Raw genomic sequence first — 20815 nt, 5'->3', positions numbered from 1 at the left:
CAATTTCCGGTGTGGGCTTGATGATCGGTAGGCCGACACCCTCGATTCCGCTAACGCTAAATCGAGGCTACAATGGCCACACTTCAATCGAAAGGCCATAAGGTGCGCAGAATATAGGGTGCTGCCGGCAGGCGCACCGCTAGTGTTCGTTGCGCCTCGCATGGCTCGGCACAACCTATAGGCAGTCGCACATTTTTGGGATTACGGCTGGCGGCTGTATATTAATCAACTGACGTTCGTCAGAAAAACCATCCGTACACAAATGGCAGAACCTTACCGGACTGGATTTTTCTGATGGTGAAGTTTCGACTTCAATTTGATTGAAGCTAGAATTTAATCCCCTCTGTAGAGGATTAAATTCCATTAAACTCAGATTTTCATGAACTTTGGGAACGGACAGCGACTACCTTGGGCGAGGTATAGCGTTTCCAAAGTGCCGACCCCAGGTTTTTGAAATCGTCCAGATAGGTATAAGCCACCGGAATCACCAATAGGCTCAGCAAGGTGGACGTCACCAAGCCGCCGATGACCGCGACTGCCATTGGGCTGCGGAAGGATGAATCCGCGTTGCCCATGCCTATCGCAATCGGCAACATGCCGGCACCCATGGCGATAGTGGTCATTACGATAGGTCTAGCGCGCTTATGGCAGGCATCCAATAGCGCATCCATGCGGCTCATGCCATGCTCGCGGCGGGCGACGATAGCGTATTCGACCAGCAAGATGGAGTTTTTGGTGGCTATCCCCATCAGCATCACTAGACCAATCAATGACGGCATCGAAAAGGCCTTGCCGGTCAATAGCAAGGCCACGAAGCCGCCGCCGAAGGACAGCGGCAATGCTGCCAAAATGGTGATGGGCTGCAGGAAGTCTTTAAACAGCAAGACCAGTACGATAAAGATGCATAGAACACCGGTCAGCATGGCCAAGCCAAAACTGGTGAACAGCTCGCCCATCATTTCTGCATCGCCGATATTGATGCGTTTAACACCGGCCGGCAGGTTTTTGATGCTTTCAAGATTCTCAACAGCAGCAGCAACGTCGCCGAGCGGCTGGCCGGACAACTCGATTTCGAAGTTAACATTGCGCGAGCGGTCGTATCGATCAATCACCGCCGGTCCGCTGGACAGCTCCAGTTTAGCCACCTGGCCGACCATTACCGCGCCGATGCCCGGCTTGGCGGACGGCACAGCCAACCGTTCCAACACGCTCAAATCGTGCCGGCCCTCATCGGCCAATTTCACCACCATCGGCACTTGCCGTTGCGCCAGATTGAGCTTGGACAACGACCAGTCGTAATCTCCCAGGGTGGCGATACGCAGGGTTTCCGCCAGCGCAGTGGTAGTCACGCCCAGATCGGCGGCGCGGGCAAAGTCCGGTCGCACAGCTATTTCCGGCCGCACCAGCGCGGCACTGGAGGCGATACTGCCCAGGCCTGGAATGGTTCGCAGGTCGCGTTCCAGGCTGCGGGCGGCGGTACTCAAGGCTTGCGGATCGTCGCCACTCAACACCAGCACGTATTTCTCGCCGGAAGCGCCCAAACCCACTTTGGTACGTACGCCGGGCAGTTTTTGCAAAGCCTGGCGAATATTTTGTTCGATGACCTGTTTACGCACTGGTCTGTCTTGCCGGTTGGCCAAGGTAATCGTCAAGGTGGCTTTACGGACCTCGCCGCTGCCTTGGTTGCCGGCCATCGGGTCGCTACCTGCCGAGCCGCTGCCGATGGTGGTATAGATCGTTTTTACGTAGTCGATACCGGCGACCAATTGCCTGGCAGCTTCGGCGGAAGCGCGCGTTTGCGCCAAGCTGGAGCCGGGCGGCAATTCTACGAAGACCTGGGTCTGCGGGTTGTCGTCCGCTGGGATAAAGCCGGTGGGCAATAACGGAATCAAAAACAGCGAGCCGATAAAAAACGCCGCCGCGCCGCAAATTGTGGTCAGCCGATGATGCAAACACCAGCCCGCTAGCTTCATATAGGTGCGCATCAGTACACCTTCTTTTACCTCTGCGTGCTCTTTGTCTTTTAACATGTACGCCGCCATCATCGGCGTCAGCATCCGGGCGACAACTAACGAGGCTAAAATTGCCAGCGCCGCCGTCCACCCGAATTGCTTGAAAAACCGCCCGGCCACCCCGCTCATGAATGCGGTCGGCAGAAACACCGCCACCAGCGCGAAGGTAGTGGCAACTACGGCCAAGCCGATTTCGTCGGCGGCCTCCATGGCGGCTTGATACGGGGTTTTTCCCATCCGCAAATGACGAACAATGTTTTCCACTTCGACGATAGCATCGTCGACCAAAATGCCGATTACCAAAGATAAGGCTAACAAGGTGATCACATTTAGCGAAAAGCCCAAATAATCCATGCCCAAAAAGGCTGGAATCACCGACAGCGGCAAAGCCACCGCGGAAATAAAGGTGGCCCGCCAATCGCGCAAGAACAGCCAGACCACTAAAACCGCCAATAAGGCGCCTTCGTAAAGCATGGTCATGGAACCTTGGAATTCCTCTTCGACCGGCGTCACGAAATTAAACGCTTCGGTGAACTCGATATCCGGGTTGGCGACGCGCAACTCGTCTAGGGCTTTTTTCACGCCTGCGCCGACTTCCACTTCGCTGGCACCCCTGCTGCGGGTGACTTCAAAACCCACCACCGGTTTACCATTCAGCAGCGCCAGCGCGCGCGGTTCTGCTACCGAGTCGTCCACCTTGGCGACTTGATCGAGCCGAATATGGCGGCCGTCAGCCAATGAAAGCTGCAAGGGCCTTATTTCATCGACCGACGCCACGTTCGCCAAGGTGCGCACCGGTTGTTCGCCGCTACCCAAATCGATGCGACCGCCGGCGCTCTCGCGCTGGATTTGCCGCAATTGCCGGGAAATGTCTGCCGCAGTCGCCCCCAAGGCTTGCAGCTTGACCGGGTCCAAAGCAATCGTCACCTCCCGGCTGACACCGCCCACCCGGTTGACCGCACCGACGCCGCGTACCGCCAACAGGCGTTTGGCAACCGTGTCTTCGACAAACCAGGACAGCGCTTCTTCATCGCGCTGCGCGGAACTGACGGTTAAGGCCAAAATCGGCGAACCGGCCAAATCCAGCTTGGTGACAATCGGATCGCGCAGGTCGCCAGGCAAGTCGGCGCGGACTTTGGAAACGGCGGAACGCACATCGTCCAAGGCCTCCTGTACCGGCTTTTCCAGGCGAAATTCGGCGGTGATGGTGGCACTGCCATCCTGGACCTTGGAGGTGATATGTTTCAAACCCTGCAAGGTGGCGATGGCGTTTTCGATTTTCCGTGCCACCTCGGTTTCCAGTTGCGACGGCGAAGCGCCGGGCAGCGAGGTCGAGACCGTGATGGTAGGCAAATCCAGGTCGGGGAAGTTCTGGATTTTCATTGATTTAAAGCTGATCAAACCGGCAAAACTGAGCAGCACGAACAACATCATGGCCGGAATGGGGTTGCGGATACACCAGGCTGAAACGTTCATTGTGTTACCACCCGTACGCTGTCGCCGTCGGCCAAAAACGAGGCACCGCCGGCCACCAGCCGGTCTTCGGCGGCCACTCCGGATAAAATTTCCAGCTGGTCGCCGTTTCTGCGGCCCAGTTGCACTTTGACCTGCTTGACGCGGGCCCGGTCTTCGGTTTGTTCGGTCAGCAGAAACACATAGCTAAAGCCATCCCGCAGCGACAACGCATCTTGCGGCACGGTTAGAGCCGTGGAACTGCCCAAATCAAATTCACCACGGGCGAACATACCGGCACGTAAACCGCTTTGCGCAGCATGAGGTAAATCAACGTAAACCAAGCCATTGCGATTTTGCACATCAAGGGTTGGCGCCAGGAAACGTACACTTCCCTCTATGCTGCCGACATTCGGCACTTCCACCCTCACCCTGTTGCCCGGTTTCAGTTGCGTCATTTCCGCGGCGGTAAGCTCGCCGCGCCATTCCAGGCGGTTTTGCCGAATCAAGCGAAACAATTCCTGGCCTTTCGTGGCGACCGCGCCCAAGGTGGCGCTACGCGCGGAAATCACGCCGTCGTCGCTGGCCAATACCTTGGTATATTTCAGCCGTAGCAATTGCGCATCCAACTGCGCTTTGGCGGATTGCAGTTTGGCCTCCGCGGTTTTGGCGCCGGTCAGGTACTGGTCCACTTGTTGAGCGCTCAACGCCCCGGATACCGAGACCTTCCGTGCCCGCTCGGCGTTGAGTCGGGCTTCGGCCAGATTGGCTTCGGCTTCGGCCACTACGCCTCGGGCTTGCGCGACATCGGCCAATACGCTTTCGTCCGAAAAGGTTGCCAACACCTGGCCTTTTTTAACGGCTTCGCCGATTTGCACATTAATCGCACTCAGGCGCAGATCGCCGATTTCGGCGCCGATCACGGCTTCCTGCCAAGCCGCAATCGAACCGTTAGCCGTAAGACTGAGCGGAATATCACGCGTTTGCGGACGAATCGCCGAAACGCTGAGCGCCGGATTAGCCGCCGGTGCTTCGGCCGATGGCGCGGGCTGGCTGACGCGGCCGATAGCCACGCCAATACCGATTAATAGTAGTAAGGCGACGAATAGCGCGCCTATTTTTCCCTTGGTCATGATTTTCCTCCGCTGAGCGTGTCGAATTGATTCGGAAATAAATGCGTGTTGCCGATGGCTCTAAGTTTGGTTGGATCCGCTGCTGCCGTGTCCGGATTCGGCGAGTCGCCTCCGTCCGCCCAGCCGCCGCCGGCCGCGCGATAAAGCGCGATCCAGGCGCCGACCTGTTCCTGCTCCAGTTCTTCGAGCGCCAGTTCAGCGGCAAGCACGTTGCGGCGGGCCGTTTCCACGTCGAGCAAATTACCCAATCCGCTTTGGTAGAGCGTTTGCAGCGCCTGAAAGTTTGCCCGGTAGCCGTTGACCGCCTCGCGGCCTTGCGGCAAGCGTTGGCGGGTGCTATCCAAACGCACCAGGGCGTCTTCGACTTCCTTGACCGCCGTGCGCACTTTGGCGCGGAAGCGGCTTTCCGCCGCTTGGTATTGCACCCTGGCTACTTCCACATCGGCCGCGCGCTTACCGGCGTCGAACAGCGGCAAGCTCAGGGTCGGCCCTATCGCCCAAGTCTGCGCCAGCATCAGCGCCGCGCCGTTGATGTTTTGCAGCGTCGGGGTAATGTTGCCCGACAGGCTCAATTTCGGAAATTGTTTTGCCCGTTGCACACCGATAGTAGCGCTGGCCTCGGCGAGGTCGCGTTCGGCGGCGGCCACATCGGGCCGTTGTAATAACACCTTGGCCGGTAAGGAAGCGATTTCGAACGCCGGTGGAGTGGGCAATTTCGCCGCCTGATCGGCCGAGCCGTTCAGTAATGACCGCAAGTCGGCTTCCGCGAGGCCGGTCATCGCCGCCAGGCTTTTGATGGATCGTTCGCATTGAGCTTGTTGCTGTAGCAAGGTTCTGCTGCCTTCAGCGGCACTGGCGGTAGCCAAGGCCACGTCGCCCGGCGAGCGGAAGCCGCTCTGGCCGGCAACCGCCGCCACCCGCGCCGATTCAAGGCGCGAATCGCTGTCGGTACGCAATAGTTGCACTTGCGCTTCGCAATAACGATAAGCCAGGTAGGCATCGGCGACTTCTACCGCGACCGCGACCCTGGCATCGTGCCAGGAGGCGTTGCGTGATGCCAGTTGGCTCTGGGCCGCTTCCTGCTGCCGGGCCAAACCGCCGAACAGGTCTATTTCCCAACTGGATTGCAGTCCGGCCGAGAATTGGTTCCAGATGAACGGTGTGCCGCCAAACGAGGACGAGGAGCGTTTGGAGGCGAGCTCGGAGTCCAATTTAGGGAGTAAGGCGGCATCGGCGCCCACGAGATTGGCTCTAGCTTCTTCGATACGTGCTCTGGCATCGGCAACCGACGTGCTAACTTGCTCGGCGGCGCTCAACAGGCGAGTCAGGGCCGGGTCTTGAAAACGCTCCCACCAGCGCATCAGCTCGGCGGGATCGCCTTGATGAGCCTGTTGCCGATTGGCTGCATCCGCTTGCGGCACTTGCCAGCTTGCCGGTGCGGGCAGCGGTTCGGCTTGATAATCCGGGCCGACGGTAGTCAACAAACCGCCGGACCCGCAAGCCGAAAGCAGCAAGGGGATCAAACTCAAGCCAAGCGGCCGCGAGATATTATTGCTCATGATCGCCATCCCGAGCGCGGCGCGCAGCTTCGCTGTCTATCATGGCCAACGCATAGCCGGCCAGACGTTCGGCCAGCACGTCGATGTGTTGTGGGGAATTTAAAATTTGCGGAGAGATCATCGAGATGACGTCTTGCCCCACATAAAAATACACCGCCATGCCTATCATCGCGAAAGCCAGCCTATGCAAATCCTCGTCGACGCTGCTCAATCCCAAATGTTCCTTGAGCAGCGACACCAAGGCTTCATGCTGAGGTTTGATTTCCGCATCGATTTCCTGTTGCCAGGCGCCGGTCGGCTCTATCATCTCCCGGAAGTGCAGTTTCATCACGAGCCCAAGCTCCTCGCCTTTTTTCAACGGTTCGAGGAATTCGCCGAAAAATCGGGTCAACACTTCGGGTAACGGTAAGTCGGCGTAGGCGGCGACATCGGAGCCGCAAGGCGTGTCGCCCATCGGTTCGAAAAACGCGGCGCGATATAGACCGGCCTTGTCGCCGAAGTAATAGCGGATGGCCGAAATGTTTGCCCCCGCCGCGTCGCAAATTTCCCGCGTGGAAGCGGCCTTGTAACCTTTTTCGGCAAATAGCCGCAATGCCGCCATTACCAGCCGGCTGCGAGCGTCGTGAGTTTCTATTTCGGAGTTTTCGGTTGTGACCATGCTGCCTCGGCGAAAGTGTATGCTGAAAAATAAATCAATCGATTGATTTTAAATTTATCAATCAATCGATTGATTGTCAAACTAAAATATGACGCATACCTTGAGCTTGAATGCCGAGCGATATTATTCGGCTTTACTGGGCAAGATTTTGGAAATGGCTTGACTGAAGCACTGGCTGCCAATTTGAAGGCCGAGGAGTTAACCGACGCCCAAGACGAATACCTTATTGCTGAACGATGAGATGTCGGTAAGGCAATCGGGCCTGCCACCGACTTACCCATCTACTGAAACGACCGCCTACCGCACCATGCGATGGCTGGCTTCGCACGTCAAATAGATATTAAATTGTGATTGACCGCCCGGCCGCAGAGATACCCAAGGTTCTTAACGTAAAACTTGCAAAGCTGAAGACGTCAAACGGGCGGCTTATCCAGGCTTTGGACTCCTGAAAACGCCACGATGCCGATTTGGCGATGTTTGAAAACAAACCTGTCTGGGTTGGAAAAGCTGAAAGTATTCATGTCGATACTTCAGTAACGGCCATGGTATGTAGCATGACCGAGCATCTGGATATGCTCAAGGACAACTTTCCCTCGATTCCTGCCGAAAATAGCTTCCATTGCGGCTGATTTGAGCAGAAACACTAGGTCATATGCCGCACGAAACTGCGTTATATGACATAGTTTTAGATGTAATCCTTCCCCCTACGCCTCGCCATCAACAACCTTACAGCCAAGCATTACCTGGATTGGCCGGCTGCCTGCGTTTATTGGCACACAGCTTGCGGCAATTTCCGTCTTCCCTTCACAAAATCCGGAGCCTGTCGCTTGTCCGTCATCGCCATCCAGCACGATCAGATAGCCGAATTATTTCTGAATCATAAAGAAGCCATCGTCGATTTTTTGCTGCAAAAGGTAAAGTGCCCCGATGCCGCACAAGATCTGAGTCAGGAGACTTATTTACGTTTACTGGGCAAGGACAGTCTGGCGCACACCGACAATCTGCCCGGTTATCTGTTTCGTACCGCCGAACGACTGTCGATAGACTTTATTCGCCACCATCAGCTTAGCGGCGCAAAGACTCAAGGCTTAGACGACGAGCTGACTTGCCCGCTTATGCAACCCGAGGACTTTGCCATTCTTAGCCAGCAATGCGAGCGCCTGTTACTGGCTATCGCCAGCCTGCCACGGCAATGCCGACATATTTTACTGCTGCGCAAGATCGACGAATTAACTTATGCGCAAATCGCCGGACAACTGGGCATCTCCGAAAAGACCGTGCAACGCCAATTGGTCAAAGCCATGCTGCACTGCCATCAGATGTTCAACGACGTGCGTTACTAAACCGGCCAATCAATGAAGGCGCCTAACCTTTCGCAAGAACAACAGATTCTTAAACAAGCCGCGACATGGTTTGTGGAGTTGCAGTCCGAATACTGCAACGACAGGCGGCGGCAAGCATTCGCGCAATGGCTTCTGCAAAACCCCGCGCATCAGCAGGCTTACGATGACATAGCCAGCCTTTGGGGAAACCTGGATAAGCTAAAAACCCGCGAGGTAGCTGGTTTGAGTGCCGCACGCTCAGCGCGGCCCCGCATCTGGCGAAACGGCAAAATGTTAACCGGCAGCCTGCTGCTTGCGACGATATTGACCGGCGCATGGCTGGACTTCAAGGCCCCTAGCAGGGTTTACCAAACAGGCATTGGCGAACGGCAAACCTTGCAGCTGGCCGACGGTTCCCAACTGCAATTGAATACAGACACACAACTGCGTGTGCGACTGTCCTGGTGGCGCCGCGAGATCGAATTGCAGCAAGGCGAAGCCATGTTCAACGTCGCCCATCAGGCTTGGCGCCCTTTTAACGTACATACCGGCAATCTACAAATTAAAGACATCGGCACCGTGTTTAACGTGCGGCACGATGCTTTGGGCACCGCCGTATCGGTACTGGAAGGCGAAGTGGCCCTGTACGCCGGCCGCAGCTGGTTTGGCGAAAATTTACCGGCCGGCTTCAGCCGCAAGATAGACCCAAACGGCCACTGGCAAAAATCCGAAAAACCCAATCCCGAACAAGTGGCGGCATGGCTTAACGGCCAGCTGTTGTTCGACCATACCCCGCTGCCCGAAGTCGTCGCGGAATTGGAGCGTTATCACGCCGTGCGTTTTGCGTTTGCCGATCCTACTTTGGCCAAACAAACCCTGAGCGGCAGTTTCAATAGCGCCGATCTCAAGCCGTTTCTACAAGCCCTGGAAAAAATCCTGCCTATCCGCGTACAACGCCAAAAGCAAACCATCGTGCTTTACAGCCGCTAACAAGCAAGTGTGCGCTTTCGGGTTCAAAAAAATATTCCGCAAAAATGTCCAGTTTGACCAGTCTGCTTCGTTAATGGGGTATGGCGAATCAAAAAATATTGCCACCCACGACTAACAGGAGATGATCATGGATTGCAAACTTAACACCCCACCTGAGAAAAAACCGCGCCGACGGGCGCCGCTGCTGGCTTTGGCCCTAGCTGCTTCAATAGACGCAAGCGCGGCAGACAGCTCCGGCGCGAGCATAGACCTTCCCGCGCAGCCGCTGGCAGCTACGTTGGAGAACCTGGCAAAGTCCACCAATACCAAACTGATATACGCCGACTCAGTGGTGCAAGGCTTGCAAGCCCAGCCGCTGAAGGGCAATTACACTGTACAACAGGCCTTGGAAAAAGTGTTAAGTCAGAACGGCTTACAGTACGAGCAAGTGGGCGAAGGCGTAATTGCGGTTAAAAAAGTCCCAGCACCAAAAGCACAAGCCATCAAGGACGATTCGATTTTCGAGCTGGGTGCGGTCACCGTTAGTGATCAAGCAGAAAATGTAAAATTAACCAGCAAGGACATCGCCACTTCGGTGGACATCATGTACGCCGATAAGATCGCCGACCAAAACGTGTTGACGGCCTACGACTTATTCCACCGTATGCCCGGCGTCCAAGTTACTCAATTCGGCCAAGGCATTACGACCGGAAAAATGTCGTTTCGCGGCTTCAATGGCGAAGGCCGGGTTAACGCGGTCAAATTACTGATCGACGGCGTTCCCAGCAACACCAACAGTGGCGACACCTATTTCATCGACTCGCTGTTTCCGCTGGACATCGAGTCGATTGAAGTGGTGCGCGGTACCAACGACGCCCGCTACGGCCTGCACTCTTTTGCCGGTAACATCAGCATGAACACCACCGCTGGCGGCAACTACGCCAAGGGCCGGCTCAGTTACGGCAGTTTCAATACCCACGACATCCAGTCCGGGCTGGGTTACGAAAAAGACGGTCTCTCGCAAAACTATCAAATATCCTATCGTGCCAGCGACGGCTACCGCGACCACAGCGACACCGATAAAAACAGCTTTTCCGGCAAATGGTTTTACACCCCGGACGACCAAAAATACAAAATAGGTCTGATCGCCCGCTGGAGCGAAGCCGGCGCTCAAGAACCCGGCTATATGACTTACCAGGAACAGTTACTCAATCAAACCCAAACCTTCGCCCGAAATGCCACCGACGGCGGCAAACGTACGGTTGGTCAAGTCAGCACCCATTTGGATGTCAACCTCAGCAAAACCTTATTCTGGTCGTCCAAGGTTTACGGTAACTTATTCGACGACCAACGTTACGTGACCTATGGTCCAGGCGCGGCGCAGCAAGAACGCGACCGCGATGAAATCCAGTACGGCGCGATGACCTCGCTAACCTACCATCCGGTTGTCAGTTGGTTGGACGACTTTTCGCTGGAAACCGGTTTCGATTTCCAGCAGCAGGAGAACAAATACCTGCGTTATTTGACCGATAGCCGGGTTCGCCGTAGCAGCGGTTTGCGTAACGACGAGAAGTGGGATTTCTTGAACTACGGCGGCTACATTCAGGCCGTGATCAAACCCTTCAAATGGTTAAAGCTGACACCGGGCTACCGTGCCGATATCATCGACGGCAGCTTTTTCAACTACCGCCCCGGCACCACCTTCGGCTCTTCACCGTTGAACGATTACGGCACGATTTCGCAGCCGAAAATCGGCGCGGTGATTACGCCAATCGAAGGTTACAGCCTTTACGGTAACTGGGGCCGCACCTTCCAGGTCGGCCTGGGACAGGCAACCTTCATCGGCCGTAACCAAGCCAACATTGGCCCCTCGTTGAACGATGGCTGGGAAGTTGGGGTCAAGCTGAAACCGGTGGATTGGGCCGAGGGCCGGGTCGCCTATTGGGCACAAGACGCCAGCAACGAAATCAGCCGCAATTTGGCTAGCGTCGATTCGACGATGATCGGTGCCACCAAGCGCCAGGGCGTGGACATTGAAGTCAAGGTCTACCCCACCGACAAAGTCGGCGTTTGGGCGGCCTACTCTTTACAGGAAGCTAAAGTCACCAATCCGCCGGTGGTTTCGGCTGGCACTATGGAATACGTCGCCGGCAATCAGGTGGTCAATACCCCGAATTATTTGTTTTCGGCCGGTATCGACTACCAAATTTTGCCGCAATTGCGTTCTTCGCTGTGGACCAGCGGCCAAGGCGATTACTTTGTCGATCAAGCCAATCAACGCGGCCAATACGGGGAATACGCCCTACTTAACCTCGATTTGGGCTATCAGGTGACCAAGGAAGTGGAATTGCAATTTCAAGCCAAAAACCTGACCGATGCGCGCCGGGAATACGTTTGGTACGACGAAACTTTCGGCGCCACCGCCCAACCGTTCTTCTCGCCGGGCGACGGCATTGCCTTCTACGGCGCCGTCAACGTCAAGTTCGACTACTAAGCTCGCATCACCATGAAATTAACGGCCGGCAAAAAACAGGCTAGACGCCAGTTTTGGCTGGCCGTGCATTTGTATCTAGGCTTATCCTTGGGGCTGATCATCGCGCTGGTCGGTCTGACCGGCAGTCTATTGGTGTTTTATATCGATCTGGACGAGTGGCTGAATCCGCAATTGATCATTTCCGAACCCAGCCCCCAACGGCAAAGCTACGAAGATATTTTTCAAGCCTTGCGCCGGGCAGAACCTACCCGGCAACGCGGCTGGCGGCTGGAAATACCAGACGATCCGCAGCGGGCGATCACCGCCCGCTACTATAAGCCGCAAGAAACCGAGCATCACGGCTTTGCCCCGCTGATGTTGTCGGTCGATCCTTATACCGGCTCGGTACTCGCCAATCGCTTCTGGGGCGAATTTGCGATGACCTGGCTTTACGATCTGCATTACAAATTGTTGCTGGACGAAACCGGCAAGATATTGATGGCTATCGTGGGCGGCTTGTTGCTGATGTCCTTGGTCAGCGGCGTCTATCTGTGGTGGCCGCCGCTGCACAAATTAAAGAGCGCTTTGAGCCTAAAGCGACATGCCAGCCGCGAACGCTTAAATTACGATCTACATAAACTGGCGGGCGTCTACAGCTTAATCGTGATGCTGGTATTGGCGGTAACCGGGGTAGCTTTGGAGATTCCGCAATATGTCAATCCTATACTAGGTTATTTCTCGCCTTTGCAGGCATCGCCCGCGCCAAAATCGGCCATAACCCAAAACAACCCAGCCCGCATCAGCCTGGATCAAGCCGTCGCTGTCGGCCAAGCCCGCTTCCCGCAGGCGCGCCTGTGCTGGATAGAAACGCCGCACGACACCAACGGCAGCTATCGCATCAATCTGCGCCAAGCCGGCGAACCCAGTCTGCGCTTTCCCAAAACCAATGTCTGGGTGGATCAATATTCCGGCCAGGTGTTGGCCATCAGCAATCCGGATGAGCTTGGCGGCTCCGATACCGTCATTAACTGGCTGCATCCGCTGCATACCGGCGAAGCGTTTGGTTTGACCGGCCAATTGCTGGTGTTATTCTCCGGCCTCGTCTGCCCAATACTGTTTATCACCGGGCTGATACGCTGGCTGCAAAAACGTCGCGGTCGGCGTACGACCAAACGGCAGTCGCTCAGCGCAAAAAACCAGCCGCTATCGCCCCAAATGCTGAATCGATAACACCTTTGTGGTTTATGGCTGGTAACGGCTAAGTATTTGCGGCAAATTCGCTCGACTCATCTAAAATCTGCATAATTACTCGATCCGTTTCGGTGGCGTTTGCCGTAAATGGTCGCTACTCAATTCTTGATTTTAAAAGCACAACACTCATGTCTCACAGTAATTCGGCCTCAGCCATCATTTATGCGTTCGCCGCCAATCTGGGCATCGCCTTGACCAAAACCGGCGCGGCAGTCTGGACCGGCTCCGGCTCGCTGCTGGCGGAAGCCATTCATTCCTTTGCCGATTGCGGCAATCAGGTCTTGTTGTTTATTGGTATGAAACGCTCGGCGCGGGCAGCAACGCAGCACCATCCCATGGGCTTTGGCCGGGAAGCGTATATCTGGTCGATGATGGTAGCGATTACGCTATTCTCGGTGGGCGGATTATTCTCGATCCACGAGGGTTGGTTGCGTTATCACGAACCGCATACCGTGGAAAACGCCGGTATGGCTTTGGCGATATTGGCTATCGCCGTGGTTTTGGAAGGATTTTCGTTGCGCGCTGCCTTGGCAGCGATGGAAAACGAGCGTGGCGAACGGGGCATTTGGCAATGGTTTAAAGAAACTCAATCCAGCGAATTGATGGTGGTGATCGGCGAGGACTTGGCCGCGCTGCTTGGCTTGGTGATAGCCGCGGCGATGCTGGGTTTGACTATGCTTACCGGCAATTCAGCCTACGACGCGGTTGGCTCGATGTTGATCGGCGCATTGTTGGTGGTAGTGGCGGTGTTAATCGGCCGAGAAGTGCATTCTTTACTGCTCGGCGAAGCCGATGTCACGATTCGCGATGCAGTGCAAAGCTATCTGGAAAAACAAGGCTGTATCAACCGTGTGCTGAATATTTGGGCTGTTAGCCACGGCAGCCAAGTGATGCTGGCGATTAAAGCCGAATTGCTGGCGGATTTGAGCGTGGGGGAAGCTGTTGAATTAATTAACGGAATGGAAAAACAGATCAAAATCGACCATCCTCGCGTGAATTGGGTCTTTTTCGAAATCGATAATTCTGATTAAATAATACAGTCAAATGTTTAGGCCACATATCTGGAGCAAAGTAATAACTTGAGCACCCTACCGAAAACCCGTTTAGCGCTACTTTCTCTAGCTTGCCTAATGTTGCAGAGCGCTCCTGCGGCCGCCAGATACGCGGCAATCGTGATCGACGCCGACACTGGCCGCGTGGTCCACGAAACCGAATCCACCCAACGCTGGTATCCCGCGTCGTTGACCAAGGTCATGACCATCTATTTAACGCTTTCGGCATTAGAAAATGGCCGTCTGCGACTGACCGATACCGTGTTTGCGTCAAAACACGCCGCCTCGCAACCGCCTTCCAAACTGGGTTTGCGCACCGGCCAAAGTTTGACGGTAGAACAAGCCATCATGGCGGTCACCACTCGTTCCGCCAATGACGCAGCCGTAGTACTGGCGGAAAAGTTGGGCGGCACGGAAAGCAATTTTGCGACGATGATGACTCAACAAGCACGTACCCTGGGCATGTACAACAGCTCGTTCGAAAACGCCAGCGGCTTGCCAAACGACGGTCAAATCAGTAGCGCCCGTGACTTGGCCTTGTTGTCCGCCGCCTTGATTCGCGACTTCCCGCAACATTATCATTATTTTTCGGCGACGGAATTTAACTACAAAGGGCGGGTAATGCCCAATACCAACCGCATCCTGAAAAGCTATCCGGATGCCGACGGTCTGAAAACCGGTTTTACCTGCGGCTCCGGCTACAACCTGATCGCCTCGGCCAAACGCAACGGCCACCGCTTGATCGGCGTGTTATTAGGCGCGCACAGCAGCGGCGAACGCTTTGAACAAATGGGCAATCTGTTGGATATGGGCTTTGCCAATAGCGAAAAAGGCCTGTTCGGCGAACATATTTCGCAATTGAAGGATTACAGCGCCCTGCCGCCGCCGTTTCAGTTGTCGTCAAACCGTTGTGCCGGCAGTGCGGAACAAATGGGCGCCGACTCCGGCAGCAGCCGATATGAGCCGATTCGAATAAATGCGCCTTACAACAGCCGCCGCGAAAAACTCACGCAATTGGCGCAAGCCAAGCCGCAAAGCCACGGCAGCGTTTGGACGGTTAGCATGGGCAGTTATCCGAGAAAAATCGATGCCGATGTCAATCTACAGCGTGCGCGTAATGCTCTTGGTCCGTTAGCTAAATCCGGGCGGGCCGGCATCGTCAAAACCAAATCAAAAGGCAGCACTGCTTGGCGAGCCCAATGGACCGGCTTACAACAAGACGACAGTCAGGATTTTTGTCGGCGCTTGCGCGCCAAACGCATGGATTGCAGCGCCTCGCCACAACCCAGAACAAGTTTGGCGACAGCTTCCAACCCAACCAAGCAGCTACGCCGCGTCAGCCAGCGTAAGTCGTAATTTATACCTCAGTAATGGGGCGGACGCTCGTCGACCGCTCCGGCTTGGCGATCATCCAGCGCCAGGCTTTTGATCTTGTCGTGCAGCAATTTACAGGTTTCTTCCAGTTTGCCGATTTGCTTTTGCTGGTCTGCCACCACTTGGTTCAAGGCCTGAATCAAATCTTCCTGGTACGCTTGTTTGATCTCCAATTCGATGAATCTGTCTTCGCTCATGGCTCCCGCCGCTGACTGTGTAAATTTGCCATTCTAATCGAAAATCCCCACAGTTTTGCCCCATACACTCGCACAGCTTCTATAAACTCGCTATCATTGATAAGTCATCAACATAGCGAGGATGCAACTATGGCAACCATTACAGATCCGGTCATTGGCCGTTGGTATAAAGACCTGGAAAGTAATCTCACCTTCAAGGTCGTAGCGATTGAAGGTAACGACGAATCGGTGGAAGTGCAGTTCGCCAACGGCGACTTGGGCGAGTACGACAACGAATCCTGGTACGGTTCTACTATCGATTACATAGAAGACCCGGAAGATTGGAGCGCGCCCTTCGACGACCTGGAAGCCGACGATCTGGGCTACACAGACCCTGATCGCCACGCCCGCCCGGATGCGGAAGATTTGGACATTAGCGATTTGTTGGATTGAGATAATTTATGAGAATGACCCCGCAACAATTTCTGGACTGGGAATCCAAGAGTATCACCCTGCTGGCCATGTCCGGCGCCGGCAAGACCACCCTCTCGGCCAAGTTACCCAGGGATAAATGGTTTCATTACTCCGGCGATTACCGTATCGGCACCAAATACCTGGAAGAGCCGATTCTGGACAACATCAAGCAGCAAGCCATGGGTGTACCGTTTTTACGCGACTTGCTCAAATCCGATTCCATCTACATTTGCAGCAATATCACCGTGGAAAACCTGGCGCCGGTGTCCAGCTTTCTGGGCAAAATTGGCGATCCGGCCAAGGGCGGCTTGTCGCAAGCCGAATTCAAACGCCGCCAAGCGCTGCATCATCAAGCCGAAATCGCGGCAATGAACGACGTGCCGGACTTCATCCACAAAGCCGAAGACATCTACGGCTACAAGCATTTCATTAACGATGCCGGCGGTAGCGTTTGCGAACTGGATTGCCCGGAAGTCCTGGAAAACCTGGCCAAACACACTTTAATCGTCTACATCAAAATTCCACCGGCCTTGGAACAAACCATCATCGACCGCGCCAAACAAGACCCAAAACCCTTGTATTACCGGCCGGAATTCGTCGATGAAAAACTGACACAATTCATGGCTGAGCACGGTTACAGCTCTACAGACCAGATTCCTCCCGACGAATTCGTCAGCTGGGTGTTTCCGGAATTGTTCAAAGCCAGGGTACCGCGCTACGAAGCGATTGCCGCCCAGTACGGCTACACCATCAGCGCCGACGAAACCGCCAAAGTTACTAACGAAGACGACTTTATCCGTCTGATTGCCGAGGCGATCGCCCGGCAACAATCCTGAGACCGTTCTTGTAATGCCGCTAGTTGCCCATACCGCTTTACCCACTTTTCAGCGCCTGCACGAAGAAGGCGAAGAAATTCTCAGCCCGGACCGCGCCAGCCATCAATCGATCAGAGAATTGCATATCGGTTTGCTGAATATCATGCCGGACGCGGCCCTGGAAGCCACCGAGCGCCAATTTTTCCGCTTGGTCGGTGCCTGCAATCAAATCGCGCAGTTTCATGTGCATCCATTTACGATTGAGGGTCTGGAAAGAAGTCCGCAAGCCCAGGAACATATTCATAGGTTCTACGAATCCTTTGAGCAAATTAAACAGGATGGCCTGGATGCCTTGATTATCAGCGGCGCCAACGTCACCCACGATCATTTGCAAGATGAGGATTTTTGGCGGCCGTTAACCGAAGTGTTCGAATGGGCCACGCAAAACGTCACCTCGGTACTCTGCTCTTGCCTGGCCACCCATGCCTTCATTCAGCATTGTTACGGTGTGGAGCGCACCCGTCTGCCTGCCAAACGCTGGGGCGTTTTTTCGCACAAAGTGGTCGATAGACAGCATCCCCTGGTGGCGGAAATCAATACCCGCTTCGACGTGCCGCATTCGCGCTTCAACGAAGTATTTCAGCGCGACATGGAAAAACACGGACTGAAAGTCCTGGTGGCAAGCGAAACTGCCGGCGTGCATCTGGCCGTCAGTCCGGACGGCTTTCGCATCGTGTTCTTCCAGGGCCATCCGGAGTACGACGACATCAGCCTGCTTAAAGAATATAAGCGCGAAGTGCTCAGGTTTTATCATGGCGAGCGCGACGATTATCCGCCCTACCCCGAGCATTATTTCAATAGCGAAGTACAACAGTTACTAGCCGAGTACGCAGAACACGTGAAAGAGGCCAAGCTGGGCAATTGCCTACTGCAAGCGATGCCGGAAAATCAGATCATTGAACACTTGGACATCACTTGGCGGGATTCCGCTAAAGCCGTGTTCAATAACTGGCTGGGGAAGGTTTATCAGATAACCAACGAAGACCGCCGGCTACCGTTCATGGACGGCATCGATCCTGATAATCCCCTGGATTTGTAATGCATCAAGGCTTTCTGAACCAAGCTATCGCGTTGGCCTGCGACAACATCGAAAACGGCGGCGGGCCGTTCGGCGCGATTGTGGTCAAAGACGGCGAAATTATTGCCGCCAGCGGCAATCGAGTCACGCCGGATCTGGACCCGACCGCGCATGCCGAAATTGTGGCGATTCGGCTGGCTTGCCAGCAACTAGGCGATTTTCAATTAAACGATTGCACACTCTACACCAGCTGCGAGCCTTGCCCAATGTGCTTGGGCGCCATTTATTGGGCAAGACTGCAAGCCGTTTATTACGCTTGCGACCGTTTCGACGCCGCTAGAGCCGGATTCGACGACGGATTTATTTACACCGAAATCGACAAACCCGCCGCACAACGCCGGATCGCCATGCAACAGCTAGGGCTAGACGCCGCCAACCGCCCTTTCGAATTGTGGCGGATCAAAACAGATAAAATTCGCTACTGAGCGGCAGCGGGCTGCTCCGCCGGTTTAGCGGCTTCTTCGCCTTTGATTTTAAGTAACCAGCCATCCTGGCCCAGACAACCGCTTTCCAATTTACTTTCCGCTGATTTAGCGGTGATATGCACTCGGGCAAACCCCGGAGTCAATGGCGGCAATTTGGCAGACACAAAATAAAAGGTCTTTTTATCCACCACGTTGACTTTCATTTTTTCGCCACGCGCTTCGGCGGTCACAGTCAAAGGATCAGCGTTGTGGGAGACATGAAACGAGACATCTGAACCCGCATCGACCTCAGTTTTTTGCTCGGGCACAAAATCCCGGAATTTCGGCCTTTTACACTCTTTTAACCTTTCTTCTTCATCCGGCGACAAAGCCAGCGCCGCACTTGAAAACACCATAGCACTCAGTAAGCACGCACCTCTCCAGCGATTTGACAATTTCATGACTACCCTCTTGTTGTTATTGTAATGTTGGAAACGCCGGTCAATGCGGCGCCTCCTTAAAATACCAGCACTTTGAACTTTAATCAGTTTTCTTACTTTGTTCAATATTTGCGCCTTTTACCCACCATACTTGCGGTTTTAAACTTCTACCCCATCGCCGCCGAGAACATGTAAAATCGCCGCCTTTCCCTTTTTCATTCACAGACATGACGAATTTCAGAGGCACCACCATTCTTTCCGTCAGACGCGGCGACAAAGTCGTGATCGGCGGCGATGGCCAAGTCACCCTGGGTAACACCGTGATGAAGGGCAACGCCCGTAAAGTCAGACGCTTGTATCACGATAAAGTGATAGCCGGATTCGCCGGCGCCACCGCCGACGCCTTCACGCTGTTCGAACATTTCGAAGGCAAGCTGGAAAAACATCGCGGCAATCTGACCCGCGCCGCCGTGGAGATGGCCAAAGACTGGCGTACCGACCGGGCTCTGCGTAAATTGGAAGCACTGTTAATCATCGCCGACAGCAAAACCTCGCTGGTGATTTCCGGCACCGGCGATGTGATAGAACCTGAATACGATTTTATCGCTATCGGCTCCGGCGGTGCGTTTGCGCAAAGCGCCGCCCGCGCCTTACTGGAAAACACAGAACTGAGCGCGCGCGAGATCGTCGAAAAGTCCCTAGGAATTGCCGCCGATATTTGTATCTATACCAATCACAATCTGCGCATCGAAGAATTAGACGCCGAACCACAACCGGCACAAGAGTAAAACCATGAGTCAAATGACACCCAGAGAAATCGTCAGCGAACTGGACAAACACATCATCGGCCAAGCCGCCGCCAAACGTTCCGTCGCCATTGCCTTGCGTAACCGTTGGCGTCGCAGCCAGGTGGCCGCCGAACTGCGCGACGAAATCACCCCGAAAAATATACTGATGATAGGCCCAACCGGTGTCGGCAAAACCGAAATCGCCCGCCGCTTGGCCCGCTTGGCCAACGCACCGTTTATCAAAATCGAAGCCACCAAATTTACCGAAGTGGGTTATGTCGGCCGCGATGTGGAATCCATTATTCGCGATTTGATCGATAGCGCTGTGAAGACCACCCGCATCTCGGCGATGGAACGCGTGCAAAACCGCGCAGCCGATGCCGCTGAAGAGAAGGTTCTGGACATTCTATTGCCGCGCGCCGAAGGCGGCATGCTCTCGGAAACCGAGGAATCGACGCGGCAGAAAATGCGCAAAAAATTGCGGGAAGGCGACCTGGACGACAAGGAAATTCAAATCGACGTCGCCGCACCAGCAGTAGGTGTGGAAATCATGGCCCCGCCGGGCATGGAAGAAATGACCAGCCAGTTGCAAGGCATGTTTCAAAATCTGGGCAGCGGCCGCACTAAAACCCGCAAATTAAAAATCAAGGATGCCTTGAAACAGTTGCAGGAAGAAGAAGCCGGCAAACTGGTCAACGAAGAAGAAATTAAGCAGACCGCGCTGGAAGCCGTCGAACAACATGGCATCGTGTTTTTGGATGAGATCGACAAGATTTGCAAGCGCTCGGAAATGGGCGGTGGCGAAGTGTCGCGCGAAGGTGTGCAACGCGATTTATTGCCGCTGGTAGAAGGCAGCACCGTCACCACCAAGTACGGCATGATCAAGACCGACCATATTTTGTTTATCGCTTCCGGCGCCTTTCATTTGACCAAACCGTCCGATCTGATCCCGGAATTGCAAGGCCGCTTCCCGATTAGAGTGGAATTGAATGCCTTGAGCGCGGACGACTTCGTGCGCATTCTGACTGAACCTGACGCTTCACTGACCGAGCAATACCAAGCGCTGCTAAAAACCGAAGGCGTCGATGTGCAATTCAGTGCGGACGGTATCAAACGCATCGCCGAGTTGGGTTGGCAAGTCAACGAAAAAACCGAAAACATCGGCGCCCGCAGATTACACACCATTCTGGAAAAGCTGTTGGAGGATATTTCCTTCGACGCCCCGGACCTGGTCGAAAAATCCATCAATATTGACGCCGCTTACGTGGATGCGCATCTGATGGAACTGGCCGACGACGAAGACCTCAGCCGTTATATCTTGTAAT

At 54.7% G+C, this 20815-nt stretch carries 19 protein-coding genes; 13 read left to right on the top strand and 6 right to left on the bottom strand.

Annotated elements, in window-relative coordinates; genetic code table 11:
• Positions 1-377: 377 nt before the first annotated feature.
• Genes ACR64Q_RS03255 through ACR64Q_RS03240 form a run of 4 tightly spaced genes read right to left on the bottom strand, consistent with a single transcriptional unit; the run spans position 378 to position 6814 of the window.
• Positions 378-3488, bottom strand: coding sequence for an efflux RND transporter permease subunit (locus ACR64Q_RS03255; RefSeq protein WP_313733566.1), 3111 nt, complete (start codon positions 3486-3488; stop codon positions 378-380).
• Positions 3485-4597, bottom strand: coding sequence for an efflux RND transporter periplasmic adaptor subunit (locus ACR64Q_RS03250; RefSeq protein ID WP_026603541.1), 1113 nt, complete (start codon positions 4595-4597; stop codon positions 3485-3487). Before ACR64Q_RS03250 ends, ACR64Q_RS03255 begins: the two co-directional genes overlap by 4 nt.
• Positions 4594-6156, bottom strand: a complete 1563-nt coding sequence (locus tag ACR64Q_RS03245; protein ID WP_313733565.1) for an efflux transporter outer membrane subunit — start codon at positions 6154-6156, stop codon at positions 4594-4596. The genes ACR64Q_RS03250 and ACR64Q_RS03245 overlap by 4 nt, the downstream gene beginning before the upstream one ends.
• Positions 6146-6814: a CerR family C-terminal domain-containing protein gene (locus tag ACR64Q_RS03240; protein ID WP_313733564.1), complete on the bottom strand. Its 669-nt coding sequence runs from the start codon at positions 6812-6814 to the stop codon at positions 6146-6148. The genes ACR64Q_RS03245 and ACR64Q_RS03240 overlap by 11 nt, the downstream gene beginning before the upstream one ends.
• A 473-nt stretch (positions 6815-7287) precedes the next feature.
• Here ACR64Q_RS03240 and ACR64Q_RS03235 point away from each other — a divergent pair, with 473 nt between their 5' ends.
• From ACR64Q_RS03235 to ACR64Q_RS03205, 7 genes are all read left to right on the top strand, one after another.
• Positions 7288-7443, top strand: a complete 156-nt coding sequence (locus ACR64Q_RS03235; protein WP_155931149.1) for a hypothetical protein — start codon at positions 7288-7290, stop codon at positions 7441-7443.
• A 198-nt stretch (positions 7444-7641) separates the two neighbouring features.
• On the top strand, positions 7642-8157 hold the full coding sequence (locus tag ACR64Q_RS03230; RefSeq protein ID WP_026603537.1) for an RNA polymerase sigma factor: 516 nt from the start codon (positions 7642-7644) through the stop codon (positions 8155-8157).
• A 12-nt stretch (positions 8158-8169) separates the two neighbouring features.
• Positions 8170-9126, top strand: coding sequence for a FecR family protein (locus ACR64Q_RS03225; RefSeq protein ID WP_313733563.1), 957 nt, complete (start codon positions 8170-8172; stop codon positions 9124-9126).
• Between the two features lie 127 nt (positions 9127-9253).
• Positions 9254-11599: a TonB-dependent receptor gene (locus tag ACR64Q_RS03220; RefSeq protein ID WP_051427077.1), complete on the top strand. Its 2346-nt coding sequence runs from the start codon at positions 9254-9256 to the stop codon at positions 11597-11599.
• Positions 11600-11611: 12 nt separating this feature from the next.
• Entirely contained in the window at positions 11612-12808 is a 1197-nt protein-coding gene (locus ACR64Q_RS03215; protein WP_026603534.1) for a PepSY-associated TM helix domain-containing protein, read from the top strand.
• 149 nt (positions 12809-12957) lie between these two features.
• Entirely contained in the window at positions 12958-13860 is a 903-nt protein-coding gene (locus tag ACR64Q_RS03210) for a cation diffusion facilitator family transporter (RefSeq protein WP_020483106.1), read from the top strand.
• A 99-nt stretch (positions 13861-13959) separates the two neighbouring features.
• Complete coding sequence (locus ACR64Q_RS03205) at positions 13960-15237, top strand: D-alanyl-D-alanine carboxypeptidase family protein (RefSeq protein ID WP_020483107.1); 1278 nt, start codon at positions 13960-13962, stop codon at positions 15235-15237.
• Between the two features lie 8 nt (positions 15238-15245).
• Here ACR64Q_RS03205 and ACR64Q_RS03200 read toward each other — a convergent pair whose 3' ends face one another.
• Positions 15246-15452, bottom strand: coding sequence for a SlyX family protein (locus tag ACR64Q_RS03200; protein ID WP_026603533.1), 207 nt, complete (start codon positions 15450-15452; stop codon positions 15246-15248).
• Between the two features lie 129 nt (positions 15453-15581).
• Between ACR64Q_RS03200 and ACR64Q_RS03195 the strand changes: the two genes are divergently transcribed.
• From ACR64Q_RS03195 to ACR64Q_RS03180, 4 genes are read left to right on the top strand one after another with little or no spacing between them, the layout of a single operon-like run.
• Positions 15582-15884 (top strand): DUF6763 family protein, encoded by a 303-nt coding sequence (locus tag ACR64Q_RS03195; protein WP_020483109.1) that lies wholly within the window; start codon positions 15582-15584, stop codon positions 15882-15884.
• An 8-nt stretch (positions 15885-15892) separates the two neighbouring features.
• Positions 15893-16741: an ATPase gene (locus ACR64Q_RS03190; RefSeq protein WP_036276250.1), complete on the top strand. Its 849-nt coding sequence runs from the start codon at positions 15893-15895 to the stop codon at positions 16739-16741.
• Between the two features lie 13 nt (positions 16742-16754).
• Positions 16755-17819 carry a homoserine O-succinyltransferase MetA gene (gene metA, locus ACR64Q_RS03185; protein WP_026603531.1) on the top strand — a complete coding sequence of 355 codons (1065 nt, stop codon included), beginning with the start codon at positions 16755-16757 and terminating at the stop codon, positions 17817-17819.
• A complete protein-coding gene (locus ACR64Q_RS03180; protein ID WP_026603530.1) occupies positions 17819-18283 on the top strand; it encodes a nucleoside deaminase in 465 nt (154 codons plus the stop codon). The genes metA and ACR64Q_RS03180 overlap by 1 nt, the downstream gene beginning before the upstream one ends.
• Here ACR64Q_RS03180 and ACR64Q_RS03175 read toward each other — a convergent pair.
• Positions 18277-18723: a hypothetical protein gene (locus tag ACR64Q_RS03175; RefSeq protein WP_152428846.1), complete on the bottom strand. Its 447-nt coding sequence runs from the start codon at positions 18721-18723 to the stop codon at positions 18277-18279. The genes ACR64Q_RS03180 and ACR64Q_RS03175 overlap by 7 nt on opposite strands.
• A gap of 206 nt (positions 18724-18929) precedes the next feature.
• Between ACR64Q_RS03175 and hslV the strand changes: the two genes are divergently transcribed.
• Both hslV and hslU read left to right on the top strand, forming a co-directional pair.
• Entirely contained in the window at positions 18930-19490 is a 561-nt protein-coding gene (gene hslV, locus ACR64Q_RS03170) for an ATP-dependent protease subunit HslV (RefSeq protein WP_020483114.1), read from the top strand.
• Between the two features lie 4 nt (positions 19491-19494).
• The gene (hslU, locus tag ACR64Q_RS03165) at positions 19495-20814 is read left to right on the top strand and encodes an ATP-dependent protease ATPase subunit HslU (RefSeq protein WP_313733561.1); all 1320 of its coding nucleotides are present in this window, start codon (positions 19495-19497) and stop codon (positions 20812-20814) included.
• Position 20815 lies beyond the last annotated feature (1 nt).

The organism is Methylomonas sp. 2F7, assembly GCF_057126975.1.
This window is presented reverse-complemented; position numbering and strand designations above follow the sequence as displayed.